This window comes from Agromyces sp. CCNWLW203, assembly GCF_036576125.1.
Taxonomy (GTDB): Bacteria; Actinomycetota; Actinomycetes; order Actinomycetales; family Microbacteriaceae; genus Agromyces.
Genome location: NZ_JAZHYX010000006.1, coordinates 1 through 15,291 on the forward strand (window position 1 = coordinate 1; position 15,291 = coordinate 15,291).

15 protein-coding genes are annotated in these 15,291 nt (G+C 67.6%); 8 read left to right on the forward strand and 7 right to left on the reverse strand.

What is annotated here, in order from left to right; all coding sequences use genetic code 11:
* Nucleotides 1-1,097, forward strand: a 1,097-nt coding sequence (locus tag VPH61_RS13930) for an FGGY family carbohydrate kinase (protein WP_332064114.1), incomplete at its 5' end; no start/stop codon positions are given.
* A 52-nt stretch (nt 1,098-1,149) separates the two neighbouring features.
* On the opposite strand, the gene trpD is transcribed toward VPH61_RS13930, so the two are convergent.
* Nucleotides 1,150-2,202: an anthranilate phosphoribosyltransferase gene (gene trpD / locus VPH61_RS13935; protein WP_332064115.1), complete on the reverse strand. Its 1,053-nt coding sequence runs from the start codon at nt 2,200-2,202 to the stop codon at nt 1,150-1,152.
* A 135-nt stretch (nt 2,203-2,337) separates the two neighbouring features.
* Here trpD and ctaE point away from each other — a divergent pair, with 135 nt between their 5' ends.
* Genes ctaE through VPH61_RS13965 form a run of 6 tightly spaced genes read left to right on the forward strand, consistent with a single transcriptional unit; the run spans nt 2,338 to nt 8,201 of the window.
* Nucleotides 2,338-2,970 carry an aa3-type cytochrome oxidase subunit III gene (gene ctaE, locus VPH61_RS13940; protein WP_332064116.1) on the forward strand — a complete coding sequence of 211 codons (633 nt, stop codon included), beginning with the start codon at nt 2,338-2,340 and terminating at the stop codon, nt 2,968-2,970.
* Between the two features lie 49 nt (nt 2,971-3,019).
* The gene (gene qcrC, locus VPH61_RS13945; RefSeq protein ID WP_332064117.1) at nt 3,020-3,814 is read left to right on the forward strand and encodes a cytochrome bc1 complex diheme cytochrome c subunit; all 795 of its coding nucleotides are present in this window, start codon (nt 3,020-3,022) and stop codon (nt 3,812-3,814) included.
* 39 nt (nt 3,815-3,853) lie between these two features.
* Nucleotides 3,854-4,930 carry a cytochrome bc1 complex Rieske iron-sulfur subunit gene (gene qcrA, locus VPH61_RS13950; RefSeq protein ID WP_332064118.1) on the forward strand — a complete coding sequence of 359 codons (1,077 nt, stop codon included), beginning with the start codon at nt 3,854-3,856 and terminating at the stop codon, nt 4,928-4,930.
* Nucleotides 4,927-6,534 (forward strand): cytochrome bc1 complex cytochrome b subunit, encoded by a 1,608-nt coding sequence (qcrB, locus tag VPH61_RS13955; protein WP_332064119.1) that lies wholly within the window; start codon nt 4,927-4,929, stop codon nt 6,532-6,534. Before qcrA ends, qcrB begins: the two co-directional genes overlap by 4 nt.
* Before the next feature lie 32 nt (nt 6,535-6,566).
* Nucleotides 6,567-7,454 carry a methyltransferase domain-containing protein gene (locus VPH61_RS13960; protein WP_332064120.1) on the forward strand — a complete coding sequence of 296 codons (888 nt, stop codon included), beginning with the start codon at nt 6,567-6,569 and terminating at the stop codon, nt 7,452-7,454.
* 57 nt (nt 7,455-7,511) lie between these two features.
* The gene (locus VPH61_RS13965) at nt 7,512-8,201 is read left to right on the forward strand and encodes a methyltransferase domain-containing protein (protein WP_332064121.1); all 690 of its coding nucleotides are present in this window, start codon (nt 7,512-7,514) and stop codon (nt 8,199-8,201) included.
* A gap of 68 nt (nt 8,202-8,269) precedes the next feature.
* Here VPH61_RS13965 and VPH61_RS13970 read toward each other — a convergent pair whose 3' ends face one another.
* The 5 genes from VPH61_RS13970 to VPH61_RS13990 all read right to left on the reverse strand — a co-directional run bounded on the left by VPH61_RS13970 (nt 8,270) and on the right by VPH61_RS13990 (nt 13,408).
* The gene (locus VPH61_RS13970) at nt 8,270-8,701 is read right to left on the reverse strand and encodes a cytochrome c oxidase subunit 4 (RefSeq protein WP_332064122.1); all 432 of its coding nucleotides are present in this window, start codon (nt 8,699-8,701) and stop codon (nt 8,270-8,272) included.
* Entirely contained in the window at nt 8,701-10,437 is a 1,737-nt protein-coding gene (gene ctaD / locus VPH61_RS13975; protein ID WP_332064123.1) for an aa3-type cytochrome oxidase subunit I, read from the reverse strand. The genes VPH61_RS13970 and ctaD overlap by 1 nt, the downstream gene beginning before the upstream one ends.
* Before the next feature lie 6 nt (nt 10,438-10,443).
* Nucleotides 10,444-11,337: an aa3-type cytochrome oxidase subunit II gene (gene ctaC, locus VPH61_RS13980; RefSeq protein ID WP_332064124.1), complete on the reverse strand. Its 894-nt coding sequence runs from the start codon at nt 11,335-11,337 to the stop codon at nt 10,444-10,446.
* Between the two features lie 198 nt (nt 11,338-11,535).
* The gene (gene erpA / locus VPH61_RS13985) at nt 11,536-11,886 is read right to left on the reverse strand and encodes an iron-sulfur cluster insertion protein ErpA (protein ID WP_332064125.1); all 351 of its coding nucleotides are present in this window, start codon (nt 11,884-11,886) and stop codon (nt 11,536-11,538) included.
* Between the two features lie 79 nt (nt 11,887-11,965).
* Nucleotides 11,966-13,408, reverse strand: a complete 1,443-nt coding sequence (locus tag VPH61_RS13990; protein ID WP_332064126.1) for a dipeptidase — start codon at nt 13,406-13,408, stop codon at nt 11,966-11,968.
* A 37-nt stretch (nt 13,409-13,445) separates the two neighbouring features.
* On the opposite strand from VPH61_RS13990, the gene VPH61_RS13995 reads away from it, so the two are divergent.
* Complete coding sequence (locus VPH61_RS13995; RefSeq protein ID WP_332064127.1) at nt 13,446-14,048, forward strand: DUF3043 domain-containing protein; 603 nt, start codon at nt 13,446-13,448, stop codon at nt 14,046-14,048.
* 63 nt (nt 14,049-14,111) lie between these two features.
* On the opposite strand, the gene VPH61_RS14000 is transcribed toward VPH61_RS13995, so the two are convergent.
* Nucleotides 14,112-15,260, reverse strand: coding sequence for an alkaline phosphatase family protein (locus tag VPH61_RS14000; protein WP_332064128.1), 1,149 nt, complete (start codon nt 15,258-15,260; stop codon nt 14,112-14,114).
* Nucleotides 15,261-15,291: the final 31 nt, after the last annotated feature.

Consider the following 15,291-nt stretch of genomic DNA (forward strand, 5'->3'; position numbering starts at 1 on the left):
TCGTGTGGATCCTCGAGAACGTCGAGGGTGCGCGCGCGAAGGCCGAGGCCGGCGACCTGCTGTTCGGCACGACCGACACCTGGGTGCTGTGGAACCTCACGGGCGGCCCCGACGGCGGCGTGCACGCGACGGATGTCACGAACGCCTCGCGCACCATGTTCATGGACCTCGAGACCCTCGCCTGGGACGACGACATCCTCGCCGCCTTCGGCGTGCCGAAGTCGATGCTGCCCGAGATCAAGAGCTCGTCCGAGGTCTACGGCACGGTCGAGCCGTCGAGCCTGCTGCGCGAGGTGCCGGTCGCCGGCATCCTCGGCGACCAGCAAGCAGCGACCTTCGGCCAGGCCGCGTTCGACACGGGCGAATCGAAGAACACCTACGGCACCGGCAACTTCCTCATCTTCAACACCGGCGAGGAGATCGTCCACTCCAAGAACGGCCTGCTCACCACGCTCGGCTACAAGCTCGGCGACCAGCCGCCGCACTACGCCCTCGAGGGCTCGATCGCCGTGACCGGTTCGCTCATCCAGTGGCTCCGCGACAACCTCGGCCTGTTCTCGAGCGCTCCCGAGGTCGAAGAACTCGCGAAGACCGTCGACGACAACGGCGGCGCGTACTTCGTGCCGGCGTTCTCGGGGCTCTTCGCCCCGTACTGGCGCCCCGACGCTCGCGGCGCGCTCGTCGGCCTCACCCGCTTCGTGAACAAGGGCCACATCGCCCGCGCCGCGCTCGAGGCGACGGCGTTCCAGACGCGCGAGGTGCTCGAGGCGGTCAACGCCGACTCGGGCGTCGACCTGACCGAGCTGAAGGTCGACGGCGGCATGATCGCCAATAACACGCTCATGCAATTCCAGGCCGACATCCTCGGGGTGCCGGTCGTGCGTCCGGTCGTGGCCGAGACCACCGCGCTCGGCGCCGCGTACGCGGCGGGTCTCGCGGTGGGCTTCTGGTCGAGCCTCGACGAACTCCGCGCCAACTGGCAGGAGGACTCGCGCTGGACCCCGTCGATGGACTCCGCTGAGCGCGACCGTCAGATCCGACTCTGGAAGAAGGCCGTCACGAAGACGTTCGACTGGGTCGACGACGACGTGAAGTGACGGATGCGGTGGTGGAGCCGTTCCGGTTCCACCACCGCGGTTCGTCCGCCGCTCAGGACCGCGTCGCGGCGATCCACTGCTCGAGCTTGCGTGCAGCCGCTCCGCTGTCGATCGCGGCTTCTGCGATCGCGATCTTCTCCGTGAACCGGTCGAGAATGGCGCGCTGGAACTGGCTCGGATCCTTTGCGAGCTCGAACGAGACGAGACCGGCCGCGGCGTTCAGCACGACGATGTCGCGCACGGGCCCCCGGGCGCCGGCGAGCACGTCGTGCACGACGGTCGCGTTGTGCCCGGCGTCGCCGCCGGCGAGCTGATCGATCGACGCTCGCGCGATGCCGAGGTCGCGCGGGTCGAGGTCGTGCTCCTTGACGGTACCGAGCGACACCTCCCAGACGTGGCTGTGGCCGGTCGTGGTGAGTTCGTCGAGCCCGTCGTCGCCACGGAACACCAGTGCGGTCGCTCCTCTGGTCTGGAACACGCCGACGATGAGCGGCACGCGGTCGAGCTGAGCGACACCGACAGCGGATGCCTCGGGGCGGGCCGGGTTGACGAGCGGTCCGAGGAAGTTGAAGACGGTCGGCACGCCGAGCTCGGCGCGCACACGGCCGGCGTGGCGGAACCCGGGGTGGAAGGCCGCCGCATAGGCGAAGGTGATGCCGGCCTCGCCGAGCACCTCGGCCACGCGCTCCGCGGGCAGCTCGAGGTCGAGACCGAGCGCGGCGAGCACATCGGAGGAGCCCGACGACGAACTCGCCGCTCGATTGCCGTGCTTGATCACCGGCACACCGGATGCCGCGGCCACGATGGAGGCCATCGTCGACACGTTGACGGTGCCGAACCGGTCGCCGCCGGTGCCGACGATGTCGAGCGCCATCGGGTCCACGGGAAGCGCCACGGCGTGGTCGAGGATCGCGTCGCGGAACCCGACGATCTCGTCGACGGTCTCCCCCTTCACGCGCAGCGCGATCAGGAATCCGGCCAACTGGGCCTCGCTCATCGAGCCCGTCATGACCTGCTCCATGCACCACGCGGCATCCGAAACACTGAGATCGGACCCCTCGAGGAGGGAATTCAAGATGTCTGGCCAGTTCTGTCCTGCGGGCATGCGTCGATCCTATCTGCGGGATTCACGGCGGATTCGCGGCCTTCGCACAGCCGAACTTAGGTTCCCCTTACCTGACGGGAGCGACACGGGCCCCCCGGATGACGAAAACTCACGCCTCGTTTCAGCCATAATGGGATGGTGACGAGCACCTCAATCACCTATCAGGCGAGCGCGCCCCTGATCAAACGACCCAACACCGTAGCGGTGGGAACGATCGTCTGGCTCGGCAGTGAAGTCATGTTCTTCGCGGGACTCTTCGCGATCTACTTCACGCTGCGGTCGACATCACCCGAGCAGTGGGCCTTCGAGGCCGACCGACTGAACGTGCCGTTCGCGGCCGTGAACACGCTGATCCTGGTGTTGTCATCGGTCACGTGCCAGTTCGGCGTCTTCGCGGCCGAGCGCCTGCAGCCCTACGCGACGGGCTGGAAGCCGACCCAGTGGGGCGTGACGGAGTGGTTCTTCCTCACGTACGCCATGGGCAGCGTCTTCGTCGCGGGCCAGGTCTGGGAGTACGCGACGCTCGTCTCCGAGGGCATCGCGCTCGACTCGAACGCCTACGGATCGGCCTTCTACCTGACGACGGGCTTCCACGCCCTGCACGTCACCGGCGGCCTCATCGCGTTCCTCTTCGTCATCGGCCGCGTCTTCGCCGTCAAGAACTTCGGTCACCGCGAGGCGACCAGCGCGATCGCCGTCTCGTACTACTGGCACTTCGTCGACGTGGTCTGGATCGGACTGTTCTTCGTCATCTACGTCCTCAAGTAAGTCGCATCAGGAGCGTCACCCCAGCATGACCGTGAACAGGAAGATACCCATGACTCGCCAGAAGCGACGCACCGGACGCCGGCACCCGCTCGCCACCGTCGCGCTCCTCGCGCTCGGCCTCGTCTTCACCGGTGGTGCATACGCCGCGCTGAGCACCGGCACCACCGCGCAGGCCGAAGTGGACCCGAGCTCGCAGCAGACGATCGAAGAGGGCAAGAAGCTCTTCCAGGCGAACTGCGCCACGTGCCACGGCCTTTCGGCCGAGGGCACCGGCGAGGGCCCCAGCCTGATCGGCGTCGGCGCGGCAGCCGTCGACTTCCAGGTCGGCACCGGTCGCATGCCGATGCAGATGCAGGGCCCCCAGGCACAAGAGAAGCCCGTGCAGTTCACCGACGAGCAGATCCAGCAGCTCGCCTACTACGTCGCGTCGCTCGGCCCCGGCCCCGACATCCCCAGCGACCACCTCGTCAACGGCGGCGGCGACGCCGCGAACGGCGCAGAGCTCTTCCGCATCAACTGCGCGATGTGCCACAACGTGGCCGGCGCCGGCGGTGCGCTCACCGAGGGCAAGTTCGCTCCCCCGCTGACCGACGTCTCGGGCGTGCACATCTACGAGGCCATGGTCACGGGCCCCCAGAACATGCCCGTCTTCAACGACCTCAACATCTCGCCCGAAGACAAGCGCGACGTCATCACGTACCTGAAGTACCTGCAGGACAACCGCTCGCCCGGTGGTTTCGAACTCGGCTCCCTCGGGCCGGTCGCAGAGGGCCTGTTCATCTGGATCTTCGGTCTCGGCGCGATCGTCGCGATCACCGTGTGGATCACGGCGAAGTCCAACTAGCGCACGCCCCGGCACAGAAGTAGCTGAAGAAGGAGAACCATGGCACAGGACGACCACAGCGGCGCAGAGCTCGCCGCTGCCGACTCGTCGCACGCCGCGCACGACATCGCCGTCTCGCCGGGTACCGCGGTCATCGCCGCCGACTCGTTCGAGAACCCCGGCTTCCCGCCGCACCGGCCCCGGGTCACCGACGAGAACCCCAAGCGCGAGAAGCGTGCTCAGCGCACCGTCTACACGCTGTTCTACCTGTCGATCCTCGGAAGCGTCTGGGCGATCGCTGCGTACATGCTGTTCCCGATCGAGTCCAACGACGTCGGCGCGGTGCGGCTGAACAACATGTTCTTCGGTCTCGGTGCAACCCTGGCGCTGCTCGCCATCGGCTTCGGCGTGGTGCACTGGGGCAAGGCGATCATGGCCGACGTCGAGCTCGTCGACGAGCGCCACCCCATCGGCGGCTCCCCCGAGACGCAGGCCGCCGCGGTCCAGGTCTTCGCCGACGCCGACCGCGAGTCGGGCTTCACACGCCGTGCCGCCATCCGCAACAGCCTCATCGGTGCGCTGCTCGTCTTCCCGCTGCCCGCGATCGTGCTCTTCCGAGGCTTCGCCCCGCAAGACCAGATGCCCGTCGAGCTGCTCAGCCACACGATGTGGAAGAAGGGCACCCGACTCGCGCTCGACCCGTCGGGCGTGCCCATCAAGGCCGCCGACGTCACGATCGGCAGTGCGTTCCACGTCATCCCCGAGGGTCTCCAAGACCTCGAGCACGGCAAGCTCGAAGAGAAGGCCAAGGCAGCCGTGCTGCTCATGCGTCTCGAGCCGGGCGACCTCAACCACGCACCGGGCCGCGAGAACTGGGCCTACGAGGGCATCGTCGCGTACTCGAAGATCTGCACGCACGTCGGATGCCCCGTCGCCCTGTACGAGCAGCACACGCACCACCTGCTGTGCCCGTGCCACCAGTCGCAGTTCGACGTCGCCAACGCGTGCGAGGTCATCTTCGGCCCGGCCGCTCGTCCCCTGCCTCAACTTGCGATCGACGTTGACGACGAGGGCTACCTCGTCGCGCAGCACGACTTCACCGAACCCGTCGGTCCGAGCTTCTGGGAGCGCAATTGACCACCGCACCGTCCGCAACCGCGCCGCAGAAGCGGTCGTTCACGTCAGCTGCGTCCGTGTACGTCAACGAGCGCACGAGCATCGCGGGATTCGTCAAGGAACTCGGCCGTAAGGCCTTCCCCGACCACTGGTCGTTCCTGCTCGGCGAGGTCGCGCTCTTCAGCTTCGTCGTCGTGCTCATCTCTGGCACCTTCCTGACGTTCTTCTTCCAGGCATCGATGGTCGAGGTGCACTACGACGGTTCGTACGTGCCCCTCAAGGGCGTCGAGATGTCGGTCGCCATGGCGTCGACGCTCGACATCTCCTTCGACATCCGCGGCGGCCTCTTCGTGCGCCAGATGCACCACTGGGCGGCGCTGCTCTTCGTCGCGGCCATCGGCCTGCACATGCTCCGCATCTTCTTCACCGGAGCGTTCCGCAAGCCCCGCGAGCTCAACTGGGTCATCGGCTTCACCCTCTTCATCCTCGCGATGGCCGAGGGCTTCACGGGCTACTCGCTCCCCGACGACCTGCTCTCGGGCAACGGCCTCCGCATCATCGACGGCATGGTCAAGGGCATCCCGCTGATCGGCACCTGGACCTCGTTCCTCCTGTTCGGCGGCGAGTTCCCGGGCACGCAGATCGTGGGTCGTCTCTACACGCTGCACATCCTGCTGCTCCCCGCGCTCGTCGTGGCGCTCGTGGCGCTGCACCTCGTGTTCGTCGTCGTGCACAAGCACACGCAGTACGCCGGCCCGGGCAAGAGCCAGCAGAACGCGGTCGGCCCGCCCATCCTCCCGATCTACGCGGCCAAGGCCGGCGGGTTCTTCTTCATCGTCTTCGGTGTGCTCGCGCTCATCGCCTCGATGTTCACGATCAACCCGATCTGGAACTACGGACCGTACGACCCCTCCCCCGTCTCCGCCGGAACCCAGCCCGACTGGTACATCGGCTTCGCAGACGGCGCCCTGCGACTGATCCCGCCGGGCTGGGAGTTCGTCTGGCTCGACCGCACGTGGTCCTTCAACATCCTCGTGCCGCTGATCGTGATCGGCATCTTCATCGTGACCGTGCTGATCTACCCGTTCATCGAAGCGTGGGTCACGGGCGACAAGCGAGAGCACCACATCGCCGACCGCCCCCGCAACTCCCCGACTCGCACGGCGATCGGTGCTGCAGGTGTCACGTTCTACGCCGGCCTCTGGGCGGCGGCGAGCTCCGACATCCTCGCGACGCACTTCTCGCTCACCATGGAGGGCGTCATCCACGCACTCCAGGCGGTCGTCATCATCGGCCCCTTCATCGCGTACTTCATCGCGAAGCGCGTCTGCATCGCGCTGCAGAAGAAGGACCGCGAGATCGTGCTGCACGGCTACGAGTCCGGACGCATCGTGAAGCTGCCAGGCGGCGAGTTCATCGAGGTCCACCAGCCCCTCGACGAGTACGACCGCTGGAGGCTCGTGAGCCAGGAGTCGTACGCGCCGCTCATGATCCGCCCGAACGCACGCGGCAAGATCACCGCCGGTCAGCACGTGCGTGCAGCGCTCTCGCGTTGGTTCTTCGAAGACCGCATCGCGCCGGTCACGAGGGGCGAACTCGAGTCCGGCCACGACACCCACCACTGACGATCCCGTCAGAGAGATTCGGGCACCGCGCCATGTCGATCGATTCGACCTGGCTGCGGTGCCCGAACTGCTTTCACGACCTCGAGCCGGTCACCGACCGAGTGCTGGGATGCGAGCTCGGGCACCGCTTCGACCTCTCGAAGCATCACAGTGCGACCCTGCTGCCGCCACGAGCGCCCCGCACCATCGGTGATGATCGGCAGATGCTCGAGGCCCGCGCTCGCCTGCTCGACTCCGGTGCCTACTCGCCGATCGCCGACGCCATCATCGAGTCCATGCGCAGCGCTCGATCGCCGTTCGACACCGCGGGCGATGGATCCACTGCGACAGCCTCTGCGGCCGGCGCGCCGAGGATCGTCGACCTCGGCTGCGGCACGGGCTACTACGCTCGAGCGCTCGCGAGCGCCGTGCCCGGTTCCGCCGTGCTGCTCGCCGATCGCTCCCCCGACGCCGTCAGAGCAGCCATGCGGGCCGTTCCCGGCTCGACGGGCGTCGTGCTCGACCTCTGGCGCCCGCTGCCGATCCGTGACGCGAGCGCCGACGTCGCGCTCAACGTCTTCGCTCCTCGCAACCCGGCGGAGTTCGCACGCATCGTGCGCCCCGGGGGCCTCCTCGTCGTCGTCGTGCCGACCGCGACGCATTTCATCGAGCTGCGACGCCTCGGCGCAGCGCTCGACGTTCCAGACGGCAAAGCCGAACTCGTGACCGCGCAGTTCACCGAGGTCGATTTCAAGGCGGCCGAGACGACGCGGGTCGAGTATCCCCTGGTCGCCGACACCGAGACCCGCGCGCTGCTGGTGGACATGGGCCCCACCGCGCATCATCGATCCGGCGCCGAGCGGGAGGCGGCATCCGATGCCCTCTCGGTGACGGTGTCGGTCGACGTCGTGACGTTCGTGCGCGCGACTCCGACTGCGTGATCGTCGAAGACCCGTCGGGGTCTCGCCATCGGACGGCAGCCGCACGAGAATGAAGGCATGGACGACTGCTGCGATCCGCACGTCCCGTGCGGATTCGACGATGTCTTCGGCGCCCGATTCGCCGCGAAGCTGGCGCGCCACTATCAGCGGCACGGCCTGACCGACTCCGAGCGCCGCGTCATCGACCTCATCTCGGCTCTCGGTGTCGAAGGCCGATCGATCATGGAGATCGGCGGCGGCATCGGAGCGATGCAGATCGAGCTCCTGGCTCGTGGTGCGGCATCGACCGTGAACCTGGAGCTCTCGGACTCCTACGAGCGCGACGCGGCGGACCTGATCCGCCTGCACGGCCTCGAATCCGCAGTGACCCGCATCGTCGGAATCGATCTGGCCGTGTCGGGCCATGACATCGCACCGACCGACTTCGTAGTCCTCCACCGCGTCGTGTGCTGCTATCCCGACTTCACGCACCTCCTGGGCGCCGCGGCCGCCCATGCGCGGCTCGCGGTCGTCTTCACCTACCCATCGCGATCGTGGGCTGCCCGCGCACTGGTTCGAGTGGAGAACGCGTGGATGGCGATGCGCGGCAGCCGGTACCGGGGCTTCATCCACTCGCCCGAGGCGATGATCGACGTGCTGAGACGATCGGGCATGGTCGTCAGCGATCACGACCGCGTCGGCAACTGGAACGTCGCCGTGGCGGTCAGGGAACCGGTCGGCAGCGCGGCCGCGAAGTCAACCGCATGACGTAGCGAAGCCGCGGGTACGGAAGAGCCCCGAGACGGAAACCGTCTCGGGGCTCTTCGCGTTGGAACTCAGCGGGCGAAGTTGCCGCGGTAGTACTCGTAGACCCAGCCGACGAGGGCGATCACGCCGAGTCCGACCGCGATGAACGAGATCCAGAACCCGACCGCGAGGCCGAGGAACATCAGCGCAGCGGCGCCGGCGAGCACGATCGGCCACCAGCTCCACGGGCTGAAGAACCCGAGCTCGGCGTCGCCGTCGTCGATGTTCGCGTCGAGACGGTCTTCCGGCAGCTCAGCGCCCTGCGCCTTGTGCACGCGCCCCAGGTAGAACGCGATGAACGCGCTCAGCACCGCCGTCAGCGTGATGGCGACGGAGCCGGCCCACTCGGGGTGGTTCAGGCCGTTCGAGGCGTTGTCGGCCCAGCTCCACCCGACGTAGACGCCGGCGACGAGGAGCAGGAAGACCGTCAGGATCCAGAAGAGGTTGACGTTGGCGCGCATTACTTGATCTCCTCCGTGGCGGCGTCATAGGTGGGCGCCTGCGGTGCATCCTTCGCCGGGCCGATGCCGACCGGGATGCCCGCCTCGGGGTGGTTGAGGTCGAAGGCAGGGCGCTCCGAACGGATGCGCGGGATCGACGTGAAGTTATGGCGCGGCGGCGGGCAGCTGGTCGCCCACTCGAGCGAACCTCCGTAGCCCCACGGGTCGTTGACGGTCACCTTGGGTGCACGACGGGCCGTGATGTACACGTTCAGGAAGAACGGGATCATCGAGACCGCCAGGATGCCGGCGCCGATCGTCGACAGCTGGTTCATCCAGGTGATGTTGTCTTCGGGCAGGTACGAGTAGTACCGGCGGGGCATCGCCACGACTCCGAGCCAGTGCTGGATCAGGAAGGTCGTGTGGAAGCCGATGAAGAGCAGCCAGAAGTGCCACTTGCCGAGCGTCTCGTTCAGCATCTTGCCGGTCCACTTCGGCCACCAGAAGTAGAAGCCGGCGAACATCGCGAAGACGACGGTGCCGAACACCACGTAGTGGAAGTGCGCGACGACGAAGTACGTGTCGGACACGTGGAAGTCGAGCGGCGGCGAGGCGAGGATCACGCCCGTGAGACCACCGAACACGAAGGTGATCAGGAAGCCGAGCGACCAGATCAGCGGCGTCTCGAACGTGATCGAGCCGCGCCACATCGTGCCGATCCAGTTGAAGATCTTCACACCCGTCGGCACTGCGATGAGCATCGTCATGAGGGCGAAGAACGGCAGCAGCACGGAGCCGGTGACGTACATGTGGTGCGCCCACACCGTGACCGAGAGCGCAGCGATCGCGATCGTCGCGTAGATCAGGGTCTTGTACCCGAAGATCGGCTTACGACTGAACACCGGGAAGATCTCGGAGACGATGCCGAAGAACGGCAGCGCGATGATGTAGACCTCGGGGTGCCCGAAGAACCAGAAGAGGTGCTGCCACAGGATGACGCCGCCGTTGGCGGGGTCGAACACGTGTGCGCCGAAGATGCGGTCGGCGGCGGCGGCGAGGATCGCGGCGGCGAGCACCGGGAAGGCCATGAGCACGAGGATCGACGTCACGAGGGTGTTCCACGTGAAGATCGGCATGCGGAACATGGTCATGCCGGGCGCGCGCATCGTGATGATCGTGGTGATGAAGTTCACCGCGCCGAGGATCGTTCCGAAGCCCGAGAGTCCGAGGCCGACCATCCAGAGGTTGCCGCCGACGCCTGGTGAGAACGTCGTCGACGCGAGCGGTTGATATGCGAACCAACCGAACGACGCGGCGCCCTGAGGCGTGAAGAAGCCGGCGACCGCGATCAGCGAACCGAAGTTGAAGAGCCAGTACGCGAACGCGTTCAGACGCGGGAACGCCACGTCGGGAGCACCGATCTGGAGCGGCATGAGCACGTTGGCGAAGCCCGCGAACAGCGGGGTCGCGAACATGAGCAGCATGATCGTGCCGTGCATCGTGAAGAGCTGGTTGTACTGCTCACGCGTCTGGATGATCTCGAGGCCCGGCTCGAAGAGCTGCGCCCGGATGATCAGCGCCATGACGCCGCCGATGCAGAAGTAGATGAACGCGGTGATCAGGTACATGTACCCGATGACCTTGTGGTCGGTGGACGTGATCCACTTGACGAGGATGTTGCCCTTGCGTTCGACCTTGGAAGCGCCGAACGGAAGCGTGCTCGCAGAGGGGCGAGCCGGTGCGGTCGTGGTGCTCATCGCGGCTTAGTGCTCCTCTTTCAATTCGGGCTCGCCCGTACCGGGCAGGTTCTGGTTGCGGTCGTACTCGTTCGACAGCTGGCCTTCCTGGCCGGCGTCGCGCAGCGACTCGATGTAGTCGTCGTACTCGCCCTGCGAGACGACCTCGACGTTGAAGAGCATGAGCGAGTGGTACTCACCGCAGAGCTCGGCGCACTTGCCGGCGTAGGTGCCTTCGCGCTCGGGCACGAACGACATGTAGTTGGTCTTGCCCGGGTACATGTCTTTCTTGTAGAGGAAGTCGACGACCCAGAACGAGTGGATGACGTCGCGCGACTCGAGCTCGATCTCGACGTTCGCACCGACGGGCAGGTACAGGGTCGGCAGTTCCTCCTGCACGAGCGAGCCCTTGGGGCCCTCTTCGGAGAGCTGGCCCTGGATGCCGGGCGAGTACACGTCTTCATTGACGTAGTTGAAGTCCCACGCCCACTGCTTGGCGATGACCTCGACCTTGACGTCGATGTCCTCTTCGGCGAAGCGCTGCTCGATCGCCGCCTGATCGCGTGCGGTGAAGGCGAAGAAGCCCAGCACGAGGATCAGCGGGATGATCGTGTAGAAGACCTCGATCGGCATGTTGTAGCGCAGCTGCACCGGGAGGCCGGTCTGGCCCTTGCGGCGACGGTAGGCGACGACGGCCCAGATCGTGAGGCCCCAGGTGATGACACCCACGATGAGCAGCACGATCCACGAGGTGACCCACAGGCCTGAGACGCGCTCGGTGTGGTTCGTCACCGGCGCCTCCCCCTCGACGAATCCGGGGAGGAATCCGTTCAGCTGGGCTTGCGTGCACCCTGCGAGGACGAGACTGAGCGACGCTGCGATCGGGATTGCAGCCCATCGGAGTCGGCGGTTGTTGCGCACCGGTGACCTTTCGGGAGACTCGAAGGCGCTTCACAGTGAAGCGCGGTGATCGGTGTCTAGCCTACTCCGACTCGACCCCCGGGGTGTGCACTCGGGGCCGGTGTCGGGCGCGTCGGATCACTGATTTCCGGCTCCACCGGCGAAAACACAGAAGGGAGGCCGCTCTCGCGGCCTCCCTTCGGAGCTGATCGGGTTGCGTCAGTGGAACGAGTCGCCGCAGGCGCAGCTGCCCTCTGCGTTCGGGTTGTCGATCGTGAAGCCCTGCTTCTGGATCGTGTCCTCGAAGTCGATCGACGCACCATCGAGGTACGGCACGCTCATCTTGTCGACGACGACCTCGACGCCCTCGAAGTCGACGACGGCGTCGCCGTCGAGCAGCCGCTCGTCGAAGTAGAGCTGGTAGATGAGGCCCGAGCAGCCGCCAGGCTGCACCGCCACGCGCAGGCGAAGGTCGTCGCGACCCTCCTGCTCGAGGAGGCTGCGCACCTTGTCGGCGGCGGGGTCGCTCAGCTTCACGCCGTGCGCGGTGTCGATGATCGTGTCGCTCATGTCTCTCCTCGGTGCGTCAGGGAACGCGGAACCTTCCTCCATGGTAACCGCAGGAACGCCGGTCACGCCCTGCACGCTCTCAGGAATCCCCGTCGCGTGCGTCGAGACGGGCGAGGAACAGTGCCTCGCTCAGCAGCGCGCGCTGGAACACGCCGAGGTGCAGCGACTCGTTCGGGCTGTGCGCGCGCGAGTCGGGGTCCTCGACACCCGTCACGAGGATCTGGGCGGCCGGGAACTCGGCGACGAGTTCGGCGATGAACGGGATGGACCCGCCGACGCCGATCTCGACGGGCTCCTTGCCCCATGCCTCGGCCATCGCCGCGTTCGACTCGGCGACGGCCCAGCCCGAGGTGTCGACGAGGAACGGGTTGCCGAGTTCCACGGCGTCGAATTCGAGCTTCGCACCGAACGGCGCGTGCGCCTCGAGGTGCGAGCGGATGGCGGCGAGGGCGTCGACGTCGCGCTGGCCCGGCGCGACGCGGGCGCTGACACGCACGGCGACGCTCGGCACGAGGGTGTTCGAGGCGTTGGCCACCGAGGGCGCGTCGAGGCCCGTGACCGTGATCGCCGGCTGCGCCCAGATGCGGGAGAGGATCTCGCCGCGCCCGATCGGCGAGACGCCGTCGAGCAGCCCGGTCTCGGCGCGGAGTTGGGCCTCGTCGTACGCCGGAGTTTCGAGGTCGGCGGACGTGAGTCCGGCGACCGCGACGGAGCCGTCGGCGTCGTGGAGCGTCGCGAGCAGGCGGATCGCGGCGAGCATGGCGTCGGGCACCGCTCCCCCGAACATGCCGGAGTGCGAGGCGTGCGCGAGCGTCGACACCCGCATGCGGAATGCCACGGCGCCGCGGAGCGCGACGGTCAGCGCCGGGGTCTCGAGGTCCCAGTTGCCGGAGTCGGCGACGACGATCGCGTCGGCCTCGAGCAGTTCGCGGTTCTCGTGCAGGAAGTTCGCGAACGAGAGCGAGCCCGACTCCTCTTCACCCTCGATGAAGAGCGCGATACCGAGATCGAAGTCGGTGCCGAGCACCTCGGTCAGCGCACGGATGGCACCGACGTGCGCCATGACGCCGGCCTTGTCGTCGGCGGCGCCGCGACCGTACAGGCGATCTCCGCGGAGCGTCGGCTCGAACGGCGCCGACTCCCAGTCGGAATCCTCACCGGGCGGCTGCACGTCGTGGTGCGCGTAGAGGAGGACGGTCGGTCGGCCGTTGCGTGCGGCACGGCGCGCCACGACGGCCGGCTTGCCGATCGCGGCATCCGCACCCTCGCCCTCGCCGATCGCGGCGCGACGGATCTCGACGAGATCGAAGACGCCGAGGCCGCGCACGAGCTCGGCGACGGCCTCGGCGCTCGCCTCGACGTGGGCCTCGTCGAAGGCCGCCCACGACACCGAGGGGATCTTCACGAGCCGCGTGAGATCGGCGATCGTGGCGGGGAATGCGGCTTCGACGGCGCTGCGCAGCGCGTCGCTCGTGGAGGTGGGGTCGGAAGTTCCGCCGGCGGCGGGATGAGACTCGGTCATGCCGGTAATCTTAAGGGGAACCGATTCGAGGAATCCCGTGGCCAAGAACCCGAACAACACCGAAGAACCGAGCGCCCAGACGCCGCAGCAGGCAGAGACGCTCGAAGAGACCCAGGCTCGCCTGAAGGCCGGCAAGGGTGCGCCCACGCCGAGCCGGGCGCAGCAGGAGGCGGCTCGAAAGCGACCGCTCGTGCCGAACGACCGCAAGGAGGCGGCGAAGCAGGCCCGTGCCAAGGCGGCGGAGTCGCGCGAGCGTGCGCGCGTGGGCATGGCCGTCGGCGACGAGCGCTACCTGCCCGCCCGCGACCGCGGTCCCCAGAAGAAGTACGTGCGCGACTACGTCGACGCGCGGTTCAGCATCGGCGAGATCCTGATCCCCGTGATGTTCGCCGTCATCCTGCTGACGTTCGTGCCGAGCGCCCAGGTGCAGTCGATCGGCATCCTCGCGCTCTGGGCCTTCTTCCTCGTCGCGGTCATCGACGTCGTCGTGCTGGGCTTCATCGTCACGAAGAAGCTCACCGCGAAGTTCGGCGCCGACAAGGTCGAGCGCGTGCGCTGGTACGCCGCGATGCGCGCGCTGCAGCTGCGGCCGCTCCGCCTGCCGAAGCCGCAGGTCAAGCGCGGTCGCTTCCCCGAGTGACGCGGCAGCACCACGAATGAAGTGATGGCTCGGGGCGGCTGCTCGTCCCGAGCCATCGCCGTCTCATCCGCGGGTGAAGACTCCCCCGCGGATGAGCGGCACTCGCGTCTCCTCGTCACTGAGCGACCCATGCTGTCCGATCATGGCCTCGGCCTGACGGTTCGGCTCCCTGCGGTCGTAGTAGGCGATGCCCGCACGCGCCGCGATGATGACGTCGCCGATGCGATCGCGCACCTCATCGGCGACCTCGCCGTAGAGCCCCGCCGCGATCGCCTCGTCGCGGCTCAGCACCCATGAGCGATGACCTTCTGCGGCGCGCCATCCGTCGATGAGATCAGCGCGAGCGGATGCCGCGAGCCCGGGTTCGAAGTACAGCGCCACGCATCGCGGCTCTCCTCCGACATGGCGCACCCCGACGAGCAGCTCGGGTCGGTCGTCGATGAAGACGTGTCGATGCGCCGGAACGTCGACCACGCCGTGGTCGGCCGTGACGAGCAGGCCGGCGCCACGCGGCATCCGTCGCTCGAATGCCGAGAGCTCTGCGTCGAGCGTCTCGAGCTGGCCGAGCCAGTTGCCCGACTCCCAGCCGTGCGCGTGCGCGGCCTGGTCGAGTTCGGGCACGTAGAGGTAGACGACGGCGGGCTCGCCCGTTGCGAGGATGCGATCGGCTTCGGCGAAGCGATCGGCGACGGATGCCGCGGCGCGGTACTCGGCGCCCCGGAGCACCGCGCGCGTGAAGCCCGACTCGGAGTACCGGGCCGCGCCGATCGCGTAGCTCGGGATTCCGGCCTCGCGCATCGTCTCGAAGAGCGTCGGCAGCCGCTGCCAGGTCTCGGGCGACATGCCAGCGTCCCATCCGCTCAGCTGGTTGACGAGGCGATCGTGAGCCGCGTCGAGCACGCGGTACCCCACGAGGCCGTGCTCGCCGGGCGGGCGGCCCGTCGCGAACGTCGCGATGGCAGCCGCCGTCGTCGACGGGAACACGGTGCGGAGCACGTCGCGCTTCGCCATGCGCGAGGCGAGGAACCTGGCATGCCCGGCTCGCGCCTGGAGGTTCGAGGCGCCGAGCCCGTCGACGAGCACGACGACGACCGCCGATGCCCGAGGCAGGCCCAGCTCGTTCGGGAGGCCCTGAACGGCCGACATCGAACTGCCGAGCACCCCGGCAAGGCGCGGGGCCGTGTCGGCCGGCACCGGTAGCATTGCAGACATCGCGCCCAGTCTGGCACAGGCCGGGCGCTCC